The 21,627-nt window shown below is 67.1% G+C and carries 18 protein-coding genes; 11 read left to right on the top strand and 7 right to left on the bottom strand.

The annotated features are described in order from the left end of the window. Positions 1-4: 4 nt before the first annotated feature. The 5 genes from KF707C_RS19840 to KF707C_RS19820 form a co-directional block, all read right to left on the bottom strand. Positions 5-931, bottom strand: a complete 927-nt coding sequence (locus KF707C_RS19840; RefSeq protein WP_003458416.1) for a GGDEF domain-containing protein — start codon at positions 929-931, stop codon at positions 5-7. Positions 932-1,169: 238 nt separating this feature from the next. Further along, positions 1,170-1,910 (bottom strand): YciK family oxidoreductase, encoded by a 741-nt coding sequence (locus tag KF707C_RS19835; RefSeq protein ID WP_003458414.1) that lies wholly within the window; start codon positions 1,908-1,910, stop codon positions 1,170-1,172. A gap of 67 nt (positions 1,911-1,977) precedes the next feature. After that, entirely contained in the window at positions 1,978-2,649 is a 672-nt protein-coding gene (gene mupP, locus KF707C_RS19830; RefSeq protein WP_003458413.1) for an N-acetylmuramic acid 6-phosphate phosphatase MupP, read from the bottom strand. A 5-nt stretch (positions 2,650-2,654) separates the two neighbouring features. Next, entirely contained in the window at positions 2,655-3,353 is a 699-nt protein-coding gene (gene ubiG, locus KF707C_RS19825; protein ID WP_003458410.1) for a bifunctional 2-polyprenyl-6-hydroxyphenol methylase/3-demethylubiquinol 3-O-methyltransferase UbiG, read from the bottom strand. Positions 3,354-3,374: 21 nt separating this feature from the next. After that, entirely contained in the window at positions 3,375-4,700 is a 1,326-nt protein-coding gene (locus KF707C_RS19820; protein ID WP_003458408.1) for a TRZ/ATZ family hydrolase, read from the bottom strand. A gap of 113 nt (positions 4,701-4,813) precedes the next feature. On the opposite strand from KF707C_RS19820, the gene mtnA reads away from it, so the two are divergent. The 8 genes from mtnA (at position 4,814) to cmk (ending at position 15,878) form a co-directional block, all read left to right on the top strand. Next, entirely contained in the window at positions 4,814-5,890 is a 1,077-nt protein-coding gene (mtnA, locus tag KF707C_RS19815; RefSeq protein WP_003458407.1) for an S-methyl-5-thioribose-1-phosphate isomerase, read from the top strand. A 231-nt stretch (positions 5,891-6,121) separates the two neighbouring features. Continuing rightward, positions 6,122-8,896, top strand: a complete 2,775-nt coding sequence (gene gyrA / locus KF707C_RS19810) for a DNA gyrase subunit A (protein WP_003458406.1) — start codon at positions 6,122-6,124, stop codon at positions 8,894-8,896. Between the two features lie 97 nt (positions 8,897-8,993). After that, entirely contained in the window at positions 8,994-10,079 is a 1,086-nt protein-coding gene (gene serC / locus KF707C_RS19805; protein ID WP_036994774.1) for a 3-phosphoserine/phosphohydroxythreonine transaminase, read from the top strand. Next, positions 10,079-11,173, top strand: coding sequence for a prephenate dehydratase (gene pheA, locus KF707C_RS19800; protein WP_003458404.1), 1,095 nt, complete (start codon positions 10,079-10,081; stop codon positions 11,171-11,173). The genes serC and pheA overlap by 1 nt, the downstream gene beginning before the upstream one ends. Beyond that, the gene (gene cysC / locus KF707C_RS19795; protein WP_051050813.1) at positions 11,174-11,785 is read left to right on the top strand and encodes an adenylyl-sulfate kinase; all 612 of its coding nucleotides are present in this window, start codon (positions 11,174-11,176) and stop codon (positions 11,783-11,785) included. Positions 11,786-11,846: 61 nt separating this feature from the next. Then, on the top strand, positions 11,847-12,959 hold the full coding sequence (hisC, locus tag KF707C_RS19790; protein ID WP_003458400.1) for a histidinol-phosphate transaminase: 1,113 nt from the start codon (positions 11,847-11,849) through the stop codon (positions 12,957-12,959). Between the two features lie 4 nt (positions 12,960-12,963). Next, on the top strand, positions 12,964-15,195 hold the full coding sequence (locus KF707C_RS19785) for a bifunctional prephenate dehydrogenase/3-phosphoshikimate 1-carboxyvinyltransferase (protein ID WP_036994772.1): 2,232 nt from the start codon (positions 12,964-12,966) through the stop codon (positions 15,193-15,195). Next, positions 15,192-15,878 (top strand): (d)CMP kinase, encoded by a 687-nt coding sequence (cmk, locus tag KF707C_RS19780; RefSeq protein ID WP_003458396.1) that lies wholly within the window; start codon positions 15,192-15,194, stop codon positions 15,876-15,878. Before KF707C_RS19785 ends, cmk begins: the two co-directional genes overlap by 4 nt. 73 nt (positions 15,879-15,951) lie before the next feature. On the opposite strand, the gene KF707C_RS19775 is transcribed toward cmk, so the two are convergent. Further along, on the bottom strand, positions 15,952-16,206 hold the full coding sequence (locus KF707C_RS19775) for a hypothetical protein (protein WP_036994770.1): 255 nt from the start codon (positions 16,204-16,206) through the stop codon (positions 15,952-15,954). Between the two features lie 30 nt (positions 16,207-16,236). Beyond that, positions 16,237-17,157, bottom strand: a complete 921-nt coding sequence (locus tag KF707C_RS19770) for a LysR family transcriptional regulator (protein ID WP_003458390.1) — start codon at positions 17,155-17,157, stop codon at positions 16,237-16,239. Positions 17,158-17,386: 229 nt separating this feature from the next. Between KF707C_RS19770 and KF707C_RS19765 the strand changes: the two genes are divergently transcribed. The 3 genes from KF707C_RS19765 to KF707C_RS19755 all read left to right on the top strand — a co-directional run bounded on the left by KF707C_RS19765 (position 17,387) and on the right by KF707C_RS19755 (position 21,602). Continuing rightward, on the top strand, positions 17,387-18,877 hold the full coding sequence (locus tag KF707C_RS19765) for an aldehyde dehydrogenase (protein WP_003458388.1): 1,491 nt from the start codon (positions 17,387-17,389) through the stop codon (positions 18,875-18,877). 155 nt (positions 18,878-19,032) lie between these two features. Continuing rightward, entirely contained in the window at positions 19,033-20,085 is a 1,053-nt protein-coding gene (locus KF707C_RS19760) for an ABC transporter substrate-binding protein (protein WP_003458387.1), read from the top strand. 113 nt (positions 20,086-20,198) lie between these two features. Then, positions 20,199-21,602, top strand: a complete 1,404-nt coding sequence (locus KF707C_RS19755; RefSeq protein ID WP_003458386.1) for an APC family permease — start codon at positions 20,199-20,201, stop codon at positions 21,600-21,602. Positions 21,603-21,627: the final 25 nt, after the last annotated feature.

Genomic DNA, 21,627 nt, shown 5'->3' with positions numbered 1-21,627 from the left:
GCTGTCAGCCCGCCATGGTCAGGCGGTTGCGGCCTTCGCGCTTGGCGACGTAGAGCGCATTGTCAGCGCGGCGCAACAGGCTTTCCACCGACTCCGCGGGCAGCAGCGTGGCGCAGCCGAGGCTGATGGAGAGGTCCAGGGGCGTGCCTTGCACCAGACACTGCAGTTCGAGCACGCCCAGGCGCAGGCGTTCGCCCACCAGGGCGGCGGCTTCCCGGGGGGTGCCGGAAAGCAGTACGAGGAATTCCTCGCCACCGAAGCGGAAGACCATGTCCACATTGCGCAGCTTGGCTTTCAGGGTCGCAGCGACAGCCTTGAGGACTTCGTCGCCAGTGGCATGGCCATACTGGTCGTTGATGCGCTTGAAATGGTCGATGTCGAGCATCAGTACCGATAGTGGCTGCAGATTGCGTCGAGCCAGGTCGACTTCCCGCTGCAGGGCCTGCTCCATGGCGACGCGGTTGCCGGTGTCGGTCAGCGGATCGCGCAGGGCGCTCTGGATGGCGGCGCGGTAGAGCAGGGCGTTGCGCAAGGGAAAGAGCAGGCTGCCCAGCAGGGACTCCAACTGGTTCAGTTCATGTTCATCGAAGCGCTGGTTCCGGCGGAAGATGATTTCACCCAGGTATTCGCCTTCATGGGTCAGGCGGTAGCCGGCGGAGTGGCTGGCACGATTGCCGTACTCCAGGCGCAGGTCGCCGCTCTGATGCTGGTAGGCGAGGGCATCCAGAGGCACCAGGCGCTGCACTTCGCTGAAGAACAGGCTGACGATGCGCTCGACTTCCAGGCTCGTCTGCAACTGCAAGGTCAGGTGGCGGCGCAACTCCGCCAGGCTGACGGGGCGAAGCTTGGGCTGGCGCTTGCCGGTGTAGCCCAGGCGCTGCAGCTTGGCCGCGTCGAAATCGATGGTGTTGGTCTGGGTGGGAGGAACCATTCAGTTGAGCCTCTGACGCAATATGCGACGACCCCAGGCTTAGAGCGAATTCCGTGCCAGGAGTGCGTAAGTCCTTTAAATCGCTTCAAATTCAACTAGTTAGCGATCGTGTGAGACTTCGCGTGGCAAACCTTTGCCGGTTTGCTGGCGAAATCATGGCAATGCGATGCCGTTCACGGGAGGAGGCGCCGGAAATCCGGCAGAGGCAGCGGCGGTCGATTGACCGCCGCGAAGGAGGTCACTGCGCGTCGAACGCCTGGCCGTTCACTCCGGCGCTGTCCGGCCCCATGAGATAGAGGTAGACCGGCATGATGGCGGCGGGTTCCGGATTGTTTTCCGGGTGCTCGCCTGGGTAGGCCTGAGCCCGCATGCTGGTGCGGGTAGCGCCCGGGTTGACGCTGTTGGCGCGAACCGGCGCCACGCCGTCCACTTCGTCCGCCAGCACCTGCATCAGGCCCTCGGTGGCGAACTTGGAGACCGCATAGGCGCCCCAGTAGGCGCGGCCCTTGCGGCCGACGCTGCTGGAGGTGAAGACCACCGAGGCGTCAGGGGAGAGCTTGAGCAGGGGCAGCAGGGTGCTGGTCAGCATGAACATGGCGTTCACGTTCACCTGCATGACGCGCATGAAGTTCTCGCCGGAGAGCTGTTCGATGGGGGTGCGCGGGCCGAGGATGGAGGCGTTGTGCAGCAGGCCGTCGAGGCGGCCGAACTCGTTTTCCACCATGGCCGCCAGTTCGTCGAACTGGTGTGGCTGGGCGGTTTCCAGGTTGAAGGGAATCACCACCGGCTGGGGGTGGCCGGCGGCCTCGATCTCGTCGTAGAGGGCGTTCAGGCTGGCCTCGGTCTTGCCCAGCAGGAGCACGGTGGCGCCATGGGCGGCAAAGGTCCTGGCGGCGGCGGCGCCGATGCCGCGGCCTGCGCCGGTGACGAGGATGACCCGGCCCTTCAGCAGGTCGGGGCGGGCGGAATACTGGAACATATGAAACTCCTTCGGAGAGCCGGAGGCTTGAAGCGGGATGCGTGAAGTGCTGCGGATCGCGTCCGGCTCAGCATGAGCACAGTGCGCGGTCGAGGACGGCACGCAGTTCGAGCGGATGGTCGACCACCACGTCGGCGCCCCAGTGCTTGGGGTTGTCCTCGGGATGGATGTAGCCGTAGCTGACCGCGGCGGTGCGGGTGCCGGCGGCCCGGCCCGCTTCGATGTCCCGCAGGTCATCGCCGATGTAGAGCACGCTGGCCGGATCGATATTGAGCTGGCTGCAGGCCAGGAAGAGCATTTCCGGGTCCGGTTTACTGTTCTTCACGTGGTCCGGGCAGATCAGCACGGCGGAGCGTTCCGCCAGGCCGAGCTGCGCCATGATGCGCTCGGCGAAGCGCAGGGACTTGTTGGTCACCACGCCCCAGGTCAGGTTGGCGGCTTCGATGTCGGCCAGGAGTTCCTCGATGCCCTCGAAGGGGCGGGTTAGGACGGCGCAGTCGCTCAGGTACCGCTCCAGGAACTCCAGGCGCAGCTCCTCATGGCCGGGTGCGCCCTGGGTCAGGTCGAAGGCGGCCGCGACCATGGCGCCGGCGCCGCCGGAAACCACGTCGCGTATCACCTTGCCGTCCATCGGCGGCAGGCCGCGATCGCTGCGCATGGCCTGGCAGATGGCGATGAAGTCCGGCGCCGAGTCCAGCAGGGTGCCGTCCATATCGAAAAGTACCGCTTGAAGTCGCATGCCGGTCACTCCTCGCGCAGGGTCTGGATCATGTAGTTGACGTCGACGTCCGCTTCCAGCTTGTAGTGCTTGGTCAGTGGGTTGTAGGTCAGACCGATGATGTCCTTGACCGAAAGGCCGGCGGCGCGACTCCAGGCACCCAGCTCGGAGGGGCGGATGAACTTCTTGAAGTCGTGTGTGCCGCGCGGCAGCAGCTTCATGATGTATTCGGCGCCGACGATGGCGAACAGGTAGGCCTTGGGGTTGCGGTTGATGGTGGAGAAGAACACCTGTCCGCCCGGCTTGACCAGGGTATGGCAGGCGCGGATCACCGAGGCCGGGTCCGGCACGTGCTCCAGCATTTCCATGCAGGTGACCACGTCGAACTGGCCGGGCATTTCGGCGGCCAGGGCTTCGGCGGTGATCTGTCGGTATTCGACCGGGACCCCGGATTCCAGTTGATGGAGCTGGGCGACCGCCAGCGGCGCCTCGCCCATGTCGATGCCGGTGACGGTGGCGCCGCGCTGGGCCATGGACTCGCTGAGGATTCCGCCTCCGCAGCCGACGTCCAGCACCTTCTTGCCCGCCAGGCTGACGCGCTCGTCGATCCAGTTGACCCGTAGCGGGTTGATGTCGTGCAGGGGCTTGAACTCGCTCTCGCGGTCCCACCAGCGGTGGGCGAGGGCCTCGAACTTGGCGATTTCGACGTGATCGACGTTGGTCATGGGATGTCCTCGAAACAGAATTCAGCGGCCGGCGATGCGTTCGCCCCAGGCGCGCGCGGTGGCGCCCAGACGGTCTTCGTCCAGCCGCGTCAGGCGGCCGTCGTCCAGCAGGTGCTTGCCGTCGACCCAGAGGTGTCGCACCGCATCGCGTCCGGTGGCGTAGATGAGTTGGGAAACCGGATCGTAGACCGGTTGCTGGGCCAGGCCCGAGAGGTCGAAGGCGACCAGGTCGGCGGCCTTGCCCGGTTCCAGGGAGCCGGTGTCCTGGTCCAGGCCCAGGGCGCGGGCGCCGTTCAGCGTCGCCATGCGCAGGGCGCGATGGGCGTCGAGGGCGCTGGCCGAGCCGGCCACGGCCTTGGCCAGCAGCGCGGCGGTCCGGGTCTCGCCCAGCAGGTCCAGGTCGTTGTTGCTGGCCGCGCCGTCGGTGCCGATGGCGACGTTGACCCCGGCCTGCCAGAGGCGCTCCACCGGGCAGAAGCCGCTGGCCAGCTTGAGGTTGGATTCGGGGCAGTGAATGACGTTGCTGTTGCTCTCCACCAGCAGCTCGAGGTCCGCATCGTCCACCTGGGTCATGTGCACGGCCTGGAAGCGCGGGCCCAGCAGTCCGAGGCGGGCCAGGCGCGCCATCGGGCGCTCGCCGCGCTGTTCGAGGCTCTGTTGCACCTCGAAGGCGGTTTCCTGCACGTGCATGTGGATGCCGGCGTCCAGTTCTTCGGCCAGTACGCGGATGCTCTCCAGCTTGTCGTCACTGACGCTGTAGGGCGCGTGGGGGCCGAAGGCCACCTTGATCCTGGGGTGGTGCTTGAGGTCGCTGAACAACTCGACGCCCCGGCGGACGGCTTCGGAGGCGTCGGCGGCGCCGGGAATGGGGAAGTCCAGCACCGGAATCGCCAGTTGCGCCTTGAGGCCGGCGGCGTGGATGACGGCGCTGGACTGGGCCGGGAAGAAGTACATGTCGGAGAAGCAGCTGATGCCGCCCTTGATCTGCTCCGCCACCGCCAGCTCGGTGCCGTCGCGGACGAAGCTTTCGTCCACCCATCGGGCTTCCGCCGGCCAGATGTGCTCCTGCAGCCAGGTCATCAGCGGCAGATCGTCGGCCAGGCCGCGGAACAGGGTCATGGCGGCGTGGCCGTGGGCGTTGATCAGGCCGGGAGCCAGCAGCATGCCCGGCAATTCGCGGCGCTCCCGGGACTCGACTTTCAGCGCCTGGTCGCGAGGGGCGAGGAGGGCGATGCGGCCGTCGCGGATACCCAGCGCGTGATCCCGCAAGACCACGCCGGCGGGTTCTACCGGGACAATCCAGGAGGGGAGCAGAAGCAGGTCGAGCGGGGCGTTGACGCTGGGCATGGAGGCGCATCCTGAGCGCTGGTGGAAATGGCCGGCAGTATACCCGAGCCAGACGGGCTCCGGCTCGCTATAATCTGCGGTTTTTCCGCGAGTTATGGGTGGCGAGGTGGTCGATGCGTGAACAATTGTTGGCAGCCGAGAAGGTCAGGGCCATCGAATGGCGTGACGGAGCGCTGCATCTGCTCGACCAGCGCCTGTTGCCGGCCGAGGAAGTCTGGCTCTCCTATCACAGTGCTGAGGGCGTGGCCCAGGCGATTCGCCAGATGGTGGTCCGGGGGGCGCCGGCCATCGGCATCAGTGCCGCCTATGGTGTGGTGCTGGGCGCCCGCGAGCGCTTCAAGGCCGGCGGTGACTGGCGCGCGGCCCTAGAGGAGGATTTCAGGGCCCTGGCCGAATCCCGTCCCACCGCGGTCAACCTGTTCTGGGCGCTGAATCGCATGCGCGAGCGCCTGGATCGTGTCAAGGAAGGCGAGTCTCCCCTCCAGGCGCTGGAGGCCGAGGCCATCTCCATTCATGAAAGTGACCGCGAAGCCAACCTCACCATGGCCCAGTTGGGCATGGAGCTGATTCGCAAGCACCAGGGGACGCCCCAGGCCCTGCTGACCCACTGCAACACCGGTGCCCTGGCCACCGGCGGCTTCGGCACCGCCCTGGGCGTGATCCGCGCCGCCCACCTCGACGGCCTGGTGGAGCGCGTCTACGCCGACGAAACCCGCCCCTGGCTCCAGGGTGCCCGCCTCACCGCCTGGGAGCTGGCCAACGAAGGCGTGCCGGTGAGCCTCAACGCCGACGCCGCCGCCGCGCACCTGATGAAGACCGCTGGCATCACCTGGGTCATCGTCGGCGCCGACCGCATCACCGCAAACGGCGATGTGGCCAACAAGATCGGCACCTACCAACTGGCGGTCAATGCCATGCACCACGGCGTCCGTTTCATGGTGGTGGCGCCGAGCTCCACCATCGACATGGCCCTGGAGAGCGGTGACGACATCCCCATCGAGGAGCGCGACGGCTCCGAGCTGCTGGATCTGGGCGGGCGCCGGATAGCGGCGGAAGTCCATGCGGTCAATCCGGTGTTCGACGTGACTCCGGCGGATCTCATTGACGCGATCGTGACCGAGAAGGGCGTGGTCGAGCGTCCCGACGCGGCGAAGATGGCCCAGCTCATGTGTCGCAAGCGCCTCCATTGAGGCCCCGTCGGCAGGTGGATGGCCCGCCCGGCGGGGTAGGTGCGAGGCGGTGACTGTGGTAAGCTCCGGCAGTTATCGCCGCCCCTCCGTAAGGGCGACAGAATTGCACAGATCCTTGGCTTAACTCGTTGATTTGTCGTGAGTCGCTGCCGCAACAGCTTGCAGCGACGAGCTTCATGCCGCTCAGGATGATCGGGTGAGGCTTCATCAGAAAAAGGAACCAGGCTTCTCATGGGCGAACTGGCCAAAGAAATCCTCCCGGTCAATATCGAAGACGAGCTGAAACAGTCCTACCTCGACTACGCGATGAGCGTGATCGTCGGTCGCGCCTTGCCGGATGCGCGCGACGGTCTCAAGCCGGTTCACCGTCGCGTCCTCTATGCGATGAGCGAGCTGGGCAACGACTGGAACAAACCCTACAAGAAGTCCGCCCGTGTGGTCGGCGACGTGATCGGTAAGTACCACCCCCACGGCGACACCGCGGTGTACGACACCATCGTGCGCATGGCCCAACCGTTTTCCCTGCGCTACATGCTGGTGGACGGCCAGGGCAACTTCGGTTCGGTGGACGGCGACAACGCGGCCGCCATGCGTTACACCGAAGTGCGCATGGCCAAGCTGGCCCACGAGCTGCTGGCCGACCTGGACAAGGAAACCGTGGACTGGGTGCCCAACTACGACGGCACCGAGCAGATCCCCGCGGTCATGCCCACCAAGATCCCCAACCTGCTGGTCAACGGTTCCAGCGGTATCGCCGTGGGCATGGCGACCAACATTCCGCCCCACAACCTGGGCGAGGTCATCGACGGCTGCCTGGCGCTCATGGATAACCCGGAGCTCACCGTCGACGACCTGATGAAATACATCCCCGGTCCCGACTTTCCCACCGCCGGCATCATCAACGGCCGCGCCGGGATCATCGAGGCCTATCGCACCGGTCGTGGCCGCATCTATATCCGTGCCCGCGCCGAGATCGAGGACATGGAGAAGGGCGGTGGTCGCCAGCAGATCATCGTCACCGAGCTCCCCTACCAGCTGAACAAGGCGCGCCTGATCGAGAAGATCGCCGAGCTGGTCAAAGAGAAGAAGATCGAAGGCATCACCGAACTGCGCGACGAGTCCGACAAGGACGGCATGCGCGTGGTGATCGAGTTGCGCCGTGGCGAAGTGGGCGAGGTGGTGCTGAACAACCTCTACGCCCAGACCCAGATGCAGAGCGTCTTCGGCATCAACGCCGTGGCCCTGGTGGACGGCCAGCCGCGCACGATGAACCTCAAGGACATGCTCGAGGTCTTCATCCGTCACCGCCGTGAAGTGGTGACCCGTCGCACCGTCTTCGAACTGCGCAAGGCCCGCGAGCGCGGCCACATCCTCGAAGGCCAGGCGGTCGCCCTGTCCAACATCGACCCGGTCATCGAGCTGATCAAGGCCTCGCCGACCCCGGCAGAGGCCAAGGAACGCCTGATCGCCACCGCCTGGGAATCCAGCGCCGTGGAAGCCATGGTGGAGCGCGCCGGCGCCGACGCCTGCCGCCCCGAGGACCTGGACCCGCAGTACGGCCTGCGTGACGGCAAGTACTACCTGTCCCCCGAGCAGGCCCAGGCCATCCTGGAACTGCGCCTGCACCGCCTGACCGGCCTGGAGCACGAGAAGCTCCTGTCCGAGTACCAGGAAATCCTCAACCTGATCGGCGAGCTGATCCGCATCCTCACCAACCCCGAGCGCCTGATGGAAGTGATCCGCGAGGAGCTGGAGAAGGTGAAGGCCGAGTTCGGCGACGCCCGCCGCTCCGAGATCGTCGCGTCCCAGGTGGACCTGACCATCGCCGACCTGATCACCGAGGAGGAGCGCGTCGTCACCATCTCCCACGGTGGCTACGCCAAGTCCCAGCCGCTGGCCGTCTACCAGGCCCAGCGTCGTGGCGGCAAGGGCAAGTCCGCCACCGGCGTGAAGGACGAGGACTACATCGAACACCTGCTGGTGGCCAACAGCCACGCGACCCTGCTGCTGTTCTCCAGCAAGGGCAAGGTCTACTGGCTGCGCACCTTCGAGATTCCCGAGGCCTCCCGCACCGCCCGTGGCCGTCCGCTGGTGAACCTGCTGCCGCTGGATGACGGCGAGCGCATCACTGCCATGCTCCAGATCGACCTGGAGGCCCTGCAGCAGAGCGGGGGCGAAGAGGACCTGGAAGAGGCCGATGGCGCGGTGATCGAAGGCGAACTGGTCGAGCCCGAAGCCGTCACCGAGTCCGTCGAAGATGGCGAGACCGAGCTGGCCGACGACGAGCCCACCGGCGCCTACATCTTCATGGCCACCGCCTTCGGTACCGTGAAGAAGACCCCGCTGGTGCAGTTCAGCCGTCCGCGCAGCGCCGGCCTGATCGCACTCAAGCTGGAAGAAGGCGACACCCTGATCGCCGCCGCCATCACCGACGGCGCCAAGGAAGTCATGCTCTTCTCCGACGGCGGCAAGGTCATTCGCTTCAAGGAAAAGCTGGTTCGCATCATGGGCCGCAACGCCCGTGGCGTGCGCGGCATGCGCCTGCCGGAAGGCCAGCGCCTGATCTCCATGCTGATTCCGGAAGCCGGTGCGCAGATCCTAACCGCCTCCGAGCGCGGCTATGGCAAGCGTACCCGCCTCGGCGAGTTCCCCCGTCGCGGCCGCGGTGGCCAGGGCGTGATCGCCATGGTCTCCAACGAGCGCAACGGCAAGCTGGTGGGTGCCGTCCAGGTCCAGGACGGCGAGGAGATCATGCTGATCTCCGACCAGGGCACCCTGGTGCGCACCCGCGTCGACGAAGTCTCCAGTTCCGGCCGGAACACCCAGGGCGTCACCCTGATCAAGCTGGCCAAGGACGAGACCCTGGTGGGCCTGGAGCGAGTCCAGGAACCCTCCGGCGGTGACGAGGACGAGGAGCTGGACGCCGTCGACCTGGCCGAGAGCGCCGTGGTCGAGGCCGATGACGTTCAGTCGGGCGATCACGCCCAACCGGCTGCCGACGAGTAATGTTGTAGCAACGGGCGGGCCGTTGCCGGTCCGCCCATTCGGTAGATGACAATCCGCGGGGGCTCTGGTGCCCCCGCGCTACCCAGTGAGAGTGGATGTGAGCAAGCGAGCCTTTAACTTCTGCGCCGGCCCGGCCGCGCTTCCGGAAGCTGTTCTGCAACGCGCCCAGGCGGAACTCCTCGATTGGCATGGCAAGGGCCTGTCGGTCATGGAGATGAGCCACCGCAGCGACGAGTACGTCGCCATCGCCGAAAAGGCCGAGCAGGACCTGCGCGACCTCCTGTCCATTCCCTCCAACTACAAGGTGCTGTTCCTCCAGGGCGGCGCCAGCCAGCAGTTCGCCGAGATTCCGCTCAACCTGCTGCCCGAGAACGGTGTGGCCGACTACGTCGAGACCGGCATCTGGTCGAAGAAGAGCATCGAGGAAGCCAGCCGCTTCGGCCGTGTCAACGTTGCCGCCAGCGCCAAGGGCTATGACTACTTCGCCATCCCCGGGCAGAACGAGTGGAAGCTCTCCAGGGACGCCGCCTACCTGCACTACGCCTCCAACGAGACCATCGGTGGCCTGCAGTTCGACTGGATCCCCGAGGTCGGCGACGTACCGCTGGTGGTGGACATGTCCTCCGACATCCTCTCCCGTCCGCTGGACGTTTCCCGCTTCGGCCTGATCTACGCCGGCGCGCAGAAGAACATCGGCCCCAGTGGCCTGGTGGTGGTGATCGTGCGCGAGGACCTGCTGGGCCGTGCGCGCGCCAGCTGCCCCACCATGCTGAACTACAAGGTCGCGGCCGATAACGGCTCCATGTACAACACCCCGGCCACCTTCTCCTGGTACCTCTCCGGCCTCGTGTTCGAGTGGCTGAAGGAGCAGGGCGGCGTCGAGGCCATGGAGAAGCGCAACAAGGCCAAGAAGGAGCTGCTCTACGGCTACATCGACAAGAGCGACTTCTACACCAACCCCATCGCCCACAACGCCCGCTCCTGGATGAACGTCCCGTTCCGCCTGGCCGACGAGCGCCTGGACAAGGACTTCCTCGCCGGCGCCGATGCCCGTGGCCTGCTCAACCTCAAGGGCCACCGTTCCGTGGGCGGCATGCGTGCCTCCATCTACAACGCCGTCGGGCTGGACGCGGTCGAAGCCCTGGTGGCCTACATGGCCGAGTTCGAGAAGGAGCGTGCGTGATGTCCGACCAGGAACTGAAGGCCCTGCGTCTGCGCATCGACAGCCTCGACGAGAAGATCCTCGAGCTGATCAGCGAGCGCGCCCGCTGCGCCCAGGACGTGGCGCGGGTGAAGATGGCCTCCCTGCCGGAAGGCGAGAAGCCGGTCTTCTACCGCCCCGAGCGCGAAGCCTGGGTGCTCAAGCACATCATGGAGCGCAACAAGGGCCCGCTGGACAACGAGGAAATGGCGCGGCTGTTCCGCGAGATCATGTCCTCCTGCCTGGCCCTGGAGCAGCCGCTCAAGGTGGCCTACCTCGGCCCGGAAGGTACCTTCACCCAGGCAGCGGCCCTCAAGCACTTCGGCCACGCGGTGATCAGCTCGCCCATGGCCGCCATCGACGAAGTCTTCCGTGAAGTGGCCGCCGGCGCGGTCAACTTCGGCGTCGTGCCGGTGGAAAACTCCACCGAGGGCGCGGTCAACCACACCCTGGACAGCTTCCTCGAACACGACATGGTGATCTGCGGTGAAGTGGAACTACGCATCCACCATCACCTGCTGGTGGGCGAGAACACCAAGACCGACAACATCACCCGCATCTACTCCCACGCCCAGTCCCTGGCCCAGTGCCGCAAGTGGCTGGACGCGCACTACCCCAACGTCGAGCGCGTGGCGGTATCCAGCAACGCCGACGCCGCCAAGCGCGTGAAGAGCGAATGGAACTCCGCCGCCATCGCCGGCGACATGGCCGCCAACCTCTACGGCCTGACCAAGCTGTGCGAGAAGATCGAGGACCGCCCGGACAACTCCACGCGCTTCCTCATCATCGGCAGCCAGGAAGTGCCGCCCACGGGCGACGACAAGACCTCCATCATCGTCTCCATGCGCAACAAGCCGGGCGCGCTCCACGAGCTGCTGGTGCCCTTCCACAACAACGGCATCGACCTGACCCGCATCGAGACCCGGCCCTCCCGCAGCGGCAAGTGGACCTACGTCTTCTTCATCGACTTCGTCGGCCACCACCGCGATCCGCTGATCAAGGACGTGCTGGAGAAGATCAACCAGGAAGCCGTTGCCCTGAAGGTGCTGGGTTCCTACCCGAAAGCGGTGCTCTGAGTGGACGGTCGCCGTCAGGTGCAGTGGAGCCCGACCCGCGTGGACCGCCCCCAGCGGTCCCGCCTCAAGGGGCAGGAGCCCTGCGTGGTCTGGTTCACCGGGCTCAGCGGTGCGGGCAAGTCGACCCTGGCCGACACCCTCGAGGCCCGGCTCCATGCCGACGGCCGTCACACCTACCTGCTGGACGGCGACAACCTGCGCCATGGCCTCAACCGCGACCTCGGATTCAGCGCCGAGGACCGCCGCGAGAACATTCGCCGCGTCGGCGAAGTGGCTGCCCTGATGGTGGATGCCGGACTGATCGTCATCGCCGCCTTCATCTCGCCGTTCCGCGCCGACCGCGACGCCATCCGCCAACTGCTGCCCGGCCGTTTCATCGAGGTCCATGTCGACACGCCCCTCGAGGTCTGCGAGCAACGCGACCCCAAGGGCCTGTACCGCAAGGCCCGCGCCGGCCAGCTGAAAGACTTCACCGGCCTCGACTCGCCCTTCGAGGCGCCCGAGTCCGCCGAACTGCGCATCGACACCTCCCGCCTCGGTGTCGAGGACGCCGTCCAGCAGATCCTCGACCACCTCCGGGGCCGCCAATACCCGGAAAGGGCGGGGCACTGATGGGCCACCTCGACCGCCGCGACGCCGATTCCACCCCCGCGACAAACAAGAGCATCACGTCATGAGCTGCGACTTCCTCGCCCTTGCCCAACCGGGCGTGCAGAAACTTTCGCCCTACGTGCCCGGCAAGCCGGTGGATGAGCTGGCCCGCGAGCTGGACCTCGACCCGGCCGGCATCGTCAAGCTGGCCAGCAACGAGAACCCCCTCGGCCCGAGCCCCAAGGCCCTCGACGCCATCCGCGCCGAACTGGCCGAGCTGACCCGTTACCCCGACGGCAACGGTTTCGAACTCAAGCGTCGCCTGGCCGAGCGCTGCGGCGTCACCCCGGCCCAGGTGACCCTGGGCAACGGTTCCAACGACATCCTCGACCTGGTGGCCCGCGCCTACCTGGCCCCGGGCCTGAACGCCGTGTTCAGCGAGTACGCCTTCGCCGTCTACCCCATCGCCACCCAGGCCGTGGGCGCCGTCGGCAAGGTGGTGCCCGCCAGGGACTACGGCCATGACCTGCCGGCCATGCTGGCGGCCATCGACGCCGACACCCGCGTCGTCTTCATCGCCAACCCCAACAACCCCACCGGCACCTGGTTCGGCCCGGCCGCGCTGGAGGACTTTCTCGCCCAGGTGCCGGAGAACGTTCTGGTGGTGCTGGACGAGGCCTACATCGAGTACGCCGAGGGCGACGAACTGCCCGACGGCCTCGACTACCTGGCGCGCTACCCGAACCTGCTGGTGTCCCGCACCTTCTCCAAGGCCTACGGCCTGGCTTCCCTGCGCGTCGGCTACGGCCTCTCCAGCGCCCAGGTGGCCGACGTGCTGAACCGCGTGCGTCAGCCCTTCAACGTCAACAGCCTGGCCCTGGCCGCTGCCTGCGCCGCGCTGGACGACGCCGACTACCTGGCCGAGAGCCGCCGCGTCAACGATGCCGGCATGGCCCAGCTGGAAGCGGGCTTCCGCGCCCTCGGCCTGTCCTGGATTCCCTCCAAGGGCAACTTCATCGCCGTCGACTTCGGCCGCGACGCCGCCCCCATCAACGCCGCCCTGCTGCGTGAAGGCGTGATCCTGCGTCCGGTGGGCGGATATGGCATGCCGACCTTCCTCCGCGTCTCCATCGGCCTGCCGGCGGAGAACGCCCGCTGCCTGGAAGCGCTGGCCAAGGTACTCGACCGTGCCTGATGTCATGACCCTGCAACGGGGCGCCCCTATCTTCGGGCGCCTGGTGGTGATCGGCCTGGGCCTCATCGGCGGTTCCTTCGCCAAGGGGCTGCGCGAGAAGGGCCTGTTCGCCGAAGTGGTGGGCGTGGACAAGGACCCGGAATCCTGCCGCATCGCCGTCGAGACCGGCGTGGTGGACCGTTGCGAGACCGAACTCGCCTCCGCCTGTCGTGGTGCCGAGGTGATCCAGCTGGCGGTGCCGATCCTCGCCATGGAAAAGCTGCTCGGCCAGTTGGCCCAGCTCGACCTGGGCAATGCGGTACTGACCGATGTGGGCAGCGCCAAGGGCAATGTGGTGCGTGCCGCGCGTCTGGCCTTCGACCAGATGCCGGCACGCTTCGTCCCCGGCCATCCCATCGCCGGCTCCGAGAAGAGCGGTGTGGAGGCGGCCAACGCCAGCCTGTTCCGTCGCCACAAGGTGATCCTCACTCCCGTGGAGAACACCGACCCGGCGGCCCTGGCGCAGGTCGACCAGCTCTGGCGCGCCCTGGGCGCCGACGTCGAGCACATGGAGGTCGAGCACCACGACGAGGTGCTCGCCGCGACCAGCCACCTGCCGCACCTGCTGGCATTCGGCCTGGTCGACTCGCTGGCCAAGCGCAGCGAGAACCTGGAGATCTTCCGCTACGCTGCGGGCGGTTTCCGCGACTTCACGCGGATCGCCGGCAGCGACCCGGTGATGTGGCACGATATCTTCCTCGCCAACCGCGAGGCCGTGCTGCGGATCCTGGACGTATTTCGCGCCGACCTCGACGCCCTGCGCGCCGCGGTCGACGCAGGGGATGGGCATGAATTGCTGGGCGTGTTCACCCGCGCCCGCTTCGCCCGCGAGCATTTCAGCAAAATCCTGGCCCGCAGGGCCTATGTGGACGCCATGCACAACAACGACCTGATCTACCTCGCCCAGCCCGGTGGCCAACTCTCCGGCCGTATTCGCGTTCCCGGTGACAAGTCCATTTCCCACCGGTCCATCATGCTCGGCTCCCTCGCTGAAGGGACCACCGAGGTCGAAGGCTTCCTCGAAGGCGAAGACGCCCTGGCCACGCTGCAATCCTTCCGCGACATGGGCGTGGTCATCGAGGGCCCGCACCATGGCCGCGTGACCATCCACGGCGTTGGCCTCAACGGCCTGAAGCCGCCGCCCGGCCCGCTCTACCTCGGCAACTCCGGCACCTCCATGCGCCTGCTCAGCGGCCTGCTGGCGGCCCAGCCGTTCGACACCACCCTGACCGGCGACGCCTCCCTCTCCAAGCGCCCGATGAACCGCGTGGCCAAGCCCCTGCGGGAAATGGGCGCGGTGATCGAGACCGGCCCCGAAGGCCGTCCGCCGCTGACCATTCGCGGCGGCCAGCGCCTGACCGGCATGAGCTACGAAATGCCCATGGCCAGCGCCCAGGTGAAGTCCTGCCTGTTGCTCGCCGGCCTCTACGCCGCCGGTGAAACCTCGGTCACCGAGCCGGCCCCGACCCGCGACCACACCGAGCGCATGCTTCAGGGCTTCGGCTACCCGGTGAAGGTGGACGGCAACACCGCCACCGTCGAAAGCGGCCACAAGCTCAGCGCCTGCAAGATCGAAGTGCCGGCCGACATCTCCTCCGCCGCCTTCTTCCTGGTGGCCGCGAGCATCGCCGAAGGCTCCGAGCTGGTGCTGGAGCACGTCGGCATCAACCCGACCCGTACCGGCGTGATCGATATCCTCAAGCTCATGGGTGGCGACATCAGCCTGGAAAACCAGCGCGTCGTGGGTGGCGAGCCGGTGGCCGACATCCGCGTACGTGCCGCCAAGCTCAAGGGCATCGACATCCCCGAGGACCTGGTGCCGCTGGCCATCGACGAGTTCCCGGTGCTCTTCGTCGCCGCCGCCTGCGCCGAGGGCCGCACCGTCCTGCGCGGCGCGGAAGAGCTGCGGGTCAAGGAATCCGACCGTATCCAGGTCATGGCCGACGGCCTGCAGGCCTTGGGCGTCAAGGCCGAGCCGACCCCCGACGGCATCGTCATCGACGGCGGCCCCTTGGGTGGTGGCGAAGTCTGGAGCCACGGCGACCATCGCATCGCCATGTCCTTCAGCGTGGCGTCCCTGCGCGCGTCCGCGCCGATCCGCATCCATGACTGCGCCAACGTCGCCACCTCCTTCCCCAACTTCCTCGGCCTGGCCGCCCAGACCGGCATCCGCGTAGCGGAAGAGGCTCAGGCATGAGCGCCCAGGTGCCCGTCATCACCATCGACGGCCCCAGCGGCTCCGGCAAGGGCACCCTGGCGGGCCGACTGGCCAAGCACCTGGGCTGGCACCTGCTGGACTCCGGCGCCCTCTACCGACTGCTGGCCTTCGCCGCGCGCAACCACGGCGTCGACCTGACCAACGAGGAAGCCCTCAAGGTCCTCGCCGCCCACCTGGACGTGCAGTTCAGCACCAAGCCCGGCGGTGGCCAGCGCATCACCCTCGAAGGCGAGGACGTCACCGACGTCATCCGCTCCGAGCAGGTGGGTGCCGGCGCCTCCCAGGTCGCCGCGCTGCCCGCCGTGCGTGACGCCCTGCTGCAACGCCAGCGTGCCTTCCTCGAAGCCCCCGGCCTGGTCGCCGATGGCCGCGACATGGGCACCGTGGTGTTCCCCCAGGCGCAGCTGAAGATCTTCCTCACCGCCAGCGCCGAGGAGCGCGCCCGCCGCCGCTTCCTCCAGCTCCAGGGCAAGGGCATGGAAGCCGACCAGGCGACCCTGCTGAAGGAGATCCAGGACCGCGACGAGCGTGACAGCCAGCGCTCCGTGGCGCCGCTCAAGCCCGCCGACGATGCCATCCTGCTGGACTCCACCCGCCTCAGCATCGACGAAGTGCAGGAGAAGATCCTCGAAGCCTTCGCCGCCCTGGGCCTGGACGACTGAAGTCCCGCCGCAACGAAAACGCCGCAGCTGACCGCTGCGGCGTTTTTGTTCGTGGGCAGGATCGGCTGAGCGGTCACGCCGCCTGTATCGTCCCCGCAGCGACCGGATTGCGGGACTCGGCATCGATCTCCTTCATGTCCAGATGCGCCGTCTCCTCGAGCCGGTACGAACACAGCGCCACCAGCGCGAGCGCCGCTGCGCCGTAGGCCGCCACGCCGAAAGGGCTGCCGGTGGCGATCAGGATGGCCGTGGCCAGGCTGGAGGCGGTCGGAAAGGGCGGCGAACAGCGGCGCTGATGACGCTGGCAACCGGCAGCGGCACGGCGCACCCTGCGGGCTGTGCGCACTGATTCATGGGCCTAGGAGGCGTCTTCCGCCTTCTGCGCCAGTTCCTCCCGGCAGAAGTCCACGAACAGCTGTGCCGGCTTGGTCAGCTGGCCGCGCTTGAGGCGGGCGGCCACCAGGCCGGAGGTGGCCACTGGCTCGGCGATGTTCACCGTCACCACCTTCTTGCCGTCGTAGGTGCATTCGGAATGGGGACGGGTGACCAGCAGGGAGAAGCCGAAGCCCTGTCCCACCATGCCGCGCACCATCTCGATGGACGGCGAGCTGAAGATGATGTTGGGCGTCAGGCCCAGCTCGTGGAACAGGCTGACGAAGTAGGTCCGGCTCGGCTGCACATCCAGCAGGATCATGGGCTCCAGGCAGAGGTCGCGCAGGGAGACCTGGGCCTGGCCGGCGAAGCGGTGGTTCTCCGGCAGCAGGGCGTAGGGCTTCTGCGGCGGCATCAGCGGTTCGGTGGCGATGGTGCTGTCCAGGTCGTGGTCGTAGAGGAAAGCCAGGTCGAAGGTGCCGGCGGTGAGGCCCTGCACCAGCTCCTGCTGCTCGCCGTCGCGGATGCGGATGTCGACGCCCGGGTAGCGCTCGCGAAAGCCGGCGATGAGTCGGGGCAGGTAGAGCGGGGCGACCGTCTCGAAGCAGCCGATGTCGATCTGCCCGGCGACGATGTCGTTGTCCGCCAGGGCGTTCTGCTCGAACTCCCGGGCCACCCGCAGCAGTTCCAGGGCCTTCTGGTAGAAGCGCGTGCCGCTGGGGGTCAGCGACACGCCCTGGGCATGGTGGCGGATGAACAACTGGACACCGAAGCTCTCCTCCAGGCCCTTGATGGCGGTGGAGATGGAGGGCTGGGCGATGTACAGCTTGCGTGACGCTTCAGCCACGCTGCCGGCTTCCACGGTGGTCACGAAATAGCGGAGTTGTCGCAAGGTATAGGTCGCCACGGGCACCTCTCTTTCGGCTGGCCGCCGGTGCGCGCCGACGGCCTGTTCTTATGGTCACGCTGGGTGAAACCTTACCCCAGGCGGCCCTGTCAGGCCCCCTCGGGCTGCCGAGCTTTTTCATATGACTCGAGCATATTTTTAATAATTTTCCTCCGCCGGACTCTGTCGCACCATCTGCCTCGACCCGAATAACAACCAGACCGCACAGACGGTCGAGTGGGAGTGCAGCGTGTTCGATCTCGGCTATTGGCAGCAGAAGGCTGCCCGGCAAGGCTTCATCGACAAGGCTCTGATTGGCGGCCGCCAGGTCGCCGCCGCGTCCGGCGCCACCTTAGATGCCATCAACCCCGCCACCAACCAGCTGCTGGCCCGCGTCGCCGCCTGTGGCGAGGCCGAAGTGGACCTGGCGGTGCGCACTGCGCGCCGTGCCTTCGAGCAGGGCCCCTGGGCGCGCATGGCGCCGGTGGAGCGCAAGAAGGTGCTGCTGCGCCTGGCCGAACTGATGATGGCCAATCGCGAGGAGCTGGCCCTGCTGGACTCGCTGAACATGGGCAAGCCGGTGATGGATGCCTGGAACATCGACGTCCCCGGTGCCGCCCACGTCTTCGCCTGGTACGGCGAGGCGCTGGACAAGCTCTACGACCAGGTGGCGCCCACTGCGCCCAACGCCCTGGCCACCATCACCCGCGAGGCCCTGGGCGTGGTCGCCGCCGTGGTGCCCTGGAACTTCCCCCTCGACATGGCCGCCTGGAAGCTGGCCCCGGCCCTGGCCGCCGGCAACAGCGTGGTGCTCAAGCCCGCCGAGCAGTCGCCGTTCTCGGCCCTGCGCCTGGCCGAGCTGGCCCTGGAAGCCGGGTTGCCGGAAGGCGTGCTGAACGTGGTTCCGGGCCTGGGCGAACACGCCGGCAAAGCCCTCGGCCTGCACAGCGACGTGGATTGCCTGGTGTTCACCGGCTCCACCCAGGTGGGCAAGTACTTCATGGGCTACTCGGCGCAGTCCAACCTCAAGCAGGTCTGGCTGGAGTGTGGCGGCAAGAGCGCCAACCTGGTATTCGACGACTGCCGTGACCTGGACCTGGCCGCCGAGAAGGCCGCCTTCGGCATCTTCTTCAACCAGGGGGAGGTCTGCTCGGCCAACTCCCGGCTCTTTGTGCAGCGCTCCATCCAGGACGAATTCATCGAACGGCTGCTGGCCAAGGCCCGCGACTGGATGCCCGGCGATCCACTGGACCCGGCCAGCCGCGCCGGCGCCATCGTCGACGCCGGCCAGACCCGCAACATCATGGGCTTCATCGAACAGGCCCAGGGGCAGGGCGCCCGCCTCCTGGCCGGCGGTCGCCAGCTGACCTTCAACGGCTCCAGCAACTTCATCGAGCCGACGGTGTTCACCGACCTGAATCGCGACGTCGCCCTCGCCCGGGAAGAGGTGTTCGGCCCGGTGCTGGCCATCGGCACCTTCGACACCGAGGAGGAGGCGGTGCAGCTCGCCAACGACAGCGTCTACGGCCTCGCGGCCTCGGTGTGGAGCGATGACCTGAATCGCGCCCACCGTGTCGCCCGGGCGCTGAAGGTGGGCACGGTGTCGGTGAACACGGTGGATGCCCTGGACGTCACCGTGCCATTCGGCGGCGGCAAGCAGTCCGGTTTCGGCCGCGACCTCTCGCTGCATTCCTTCGACAAGTACAGCCAGTTGAAAACCACCTGGTTCCAGCTGCGCTGAGTTCCGCTGGTCGCGACGACGACCCGGCCGCGAGAGCGGCCGCCCAGAACAACAACGACGGTCCACCCGCGCGGTAGCCCGCGCGGATTCACGGCTTCCTGGCCATGACTGCCTCAGCAACTGACCACAACCCAAAAAGTAGTGAGGGAGTTTCCATGCTTACGCGCTTCCCGTGCATCCGTGCCGCACTCGGCGTCGCCCTGTTGTCCGCGGCCGGTCTTCCGGCCCTGGCCCAATCCTCCAGCCTCACCGTGATTTCCTTTGGCGGCGCCACCAAGGCGGCCCAGGACACGGCCTATTTCAAACCCTTCGAGCAGAGCGGTGCCGGCAAGGTGGTGGCCGGCGAGTACAACGGCGAGCTGTCCAAGGTGAAGGCCATGGTGGATATCGGCCAGGTCACCTGGGACGTGGTGGAAGTGGAGAGCCCCGAACTGCTGCGGGGCTGCGAGGAAGGATTGTTCGAGCGCATCGACCCGGCGTTGCTGGGCAAGTCGGACGACTTCATGCCGGGAACCGTCAGCGAGTGCGGCGTGGCCAGCTACGTCTGGTCAATGGTCCTGGCCTACGACGCCGGCAAGCTGTCCGCCGCGCCGGCCTCCTGGGCCGACTTCTGGGACCTCCAGCGTTTCCCCGGCAAGCGCGGCCTGCGCAAAGGCGCCAAGTACACCCTGGAAGCGGCGCTGCTGGCCGACGGGGTTCGGCGCGAGGACCTCTACCGCGAGCTGGAGACCCCGGAAGGCGTGGCGCGGGCCTTCCTCAAGCTGGATGAGATCAAGCCCCATATCCAGTGGTGGGAAGCCGGCGCCCAGCCGCCCCAGTGGCTGGTGGCCGGCGACGTGGTGATGTCCGCCGCCTACAACGGCCGTATCGCCGCCGCCCAGAAGGAAGGCTCGAAGCTCGCCATCGTCTGGAACGGCAACCTCTACGACCCGGATCACTGGGCCATCGTCCGCGGCAGCCCGAACAAGGCCCTGGCCGAGCGCTTCATCACCTTCGCCAGCCAGGCGGAGCACCAGAAGGCCTTCTCCAGCCAGATTCCCTACGGCCCGGTGCACAAGGACGCGCTGGCCCAGCTGCCGGCCGCCACCCAGGCGCAACTGCCCACCGCGCCGGCCAACCTGGCCGAGGCGCAACTGGTGAGCGCGGAGTTCTGGGTCAACCACGGCGAGGAGCTGGAAGAACGATTCAACGCCTGGGCGGCCCGCTGAACGGCCGCCTCAACCGGTGACAAGATGGGTGGTCGACGCCTCGTCACCGACCCCACCCGCCGACCACGCGCGGCCGGCGGGTCCATAACAAGTACAAGAGAGTGGAGAGAGTCATGAGTGCAAGTGTGTCCGTTCCCGCCCAAGGGCAGGTGGAGTCCGGCGGTTTCCGCCGGGTGCTGGGCCTGGGTGCGCTGCTGGCGGTCGCCATCGGCCTGGTGGTGTCCCAGGGCGTGATGGTGATCATGCTGCAGGGCGTCGGTTTCTCCGGCCTGGGCTTCATCATCCCGCTGGGCCTGGCCTGGTTGCTGGCCCTGAGCTACGCATTTTCCTTCTCCGAGCTGGCGCTGATGATCCCCCGTGCCGGCGGCCTGTCCAGCTACACCGAGGTGGCCCTGGGGCATTTCCCGGCGATCCTCGCCACCTTCTCCGGCTACGTGGTGGTGGCCATGTTCGCCCTCTCGGCCGAGTTGCTGCTGCTGGACCTGATCATCGGCAAGGTCTACCCGGGCGTCTTCCCGCCCTTCAGCGTGGCCTTCGGTGTGCTTGGCCTGTTCACCCTGCTCAACCTCATGGGCATCGACATCTTCGCCAGGCTGCAGACCGCACTGGCCGTGGTGATGGTCATCGTCCTGCTGGTGCTGGGCGTCACCGCCATCGTCGAAGGCGCCCCGACCGAGACCGCGAGCACGGTGCTCGGCGGTGACTGGAACCCCATGGGCGCGGGCGTGCTGACCCTCACCGCGCTGGCCGTCTGGGGCTTCGTCGGTGCCGAGTTCGTCTGCCCGCTGGTGGAGGAGACCAAGCGCCCCGAACGCAACATCCCGCGCTCGATGATCATCGGCCTCACGGTCATCTTCATCACCATCGGCCTGTATTGCCTGGGAGCGCTCTTCCTGCTGCCCGCCGAGGCCCTGACCACCGATGCGCTGCCCCATTACCTGTTCGCCACCACGGTGTTCGGCAAGACCGGCGAAGTGTTCCTCGTGATCGCCGCCGTCACCGCCACCTGCAGCACCCTCAACACCTCCCTGGCGGCCATCCCGCGCATGCTCTACGGCATGGCGCAGAACGGCCAGGCCTTCCCGCAGTTCAAGCGGCTCAGCCCCCGTGCCCGCACGCCCTGGGTGGCGGTGCTGTTCGTCGCCGCCATCACCGGCCTGCCGATCCTGGTGATGGGCCAGGACGCCGCCTCCATCAACCTGCTGCTGCTGGCCGCCGCGCTGGCCTGGCTGCTGGCCTACATCATCGTCCACCTGGACGTGATCGCCCTGCGCCGCCGCTACCCGGCCATCGCCCGTCCGTTCCGTACCCCGTTCTACCCGCTGCCCCAGCTGTTCGGCATCGCCGGCATGCTCTATGCCATCTGGTACGCCTCGCCGAGCCCGGACATGACCGCGCAGATCTTCGGCAGCGCCGGCATCGTCCTCGGCCTGGTCTCGCTGATCGCGGTGGTCTGGATCAAGCTGGTGATGCGCAAGGACCTGTTCCGCCCCGAACCCCTGGAGCGGGTCGAGTGACCCGCTCCCATACACGAAAGAACCT

It is taken from the genome of Pseudomonas furukawaii, from assembly GCF_002355475.1.
Classification (GTDB): Bacteria; Pseudomonadota; Gammaproteobacteria; order Pseudomonadales; family Pseudomonadaceae; genus Metapseudomonas; species Metapseudomonas furukawaii.
Note: the sequence above shows the minus strand (reverse complement) of the source record. Positions and strands in the feature narration are given on the sequence as shown.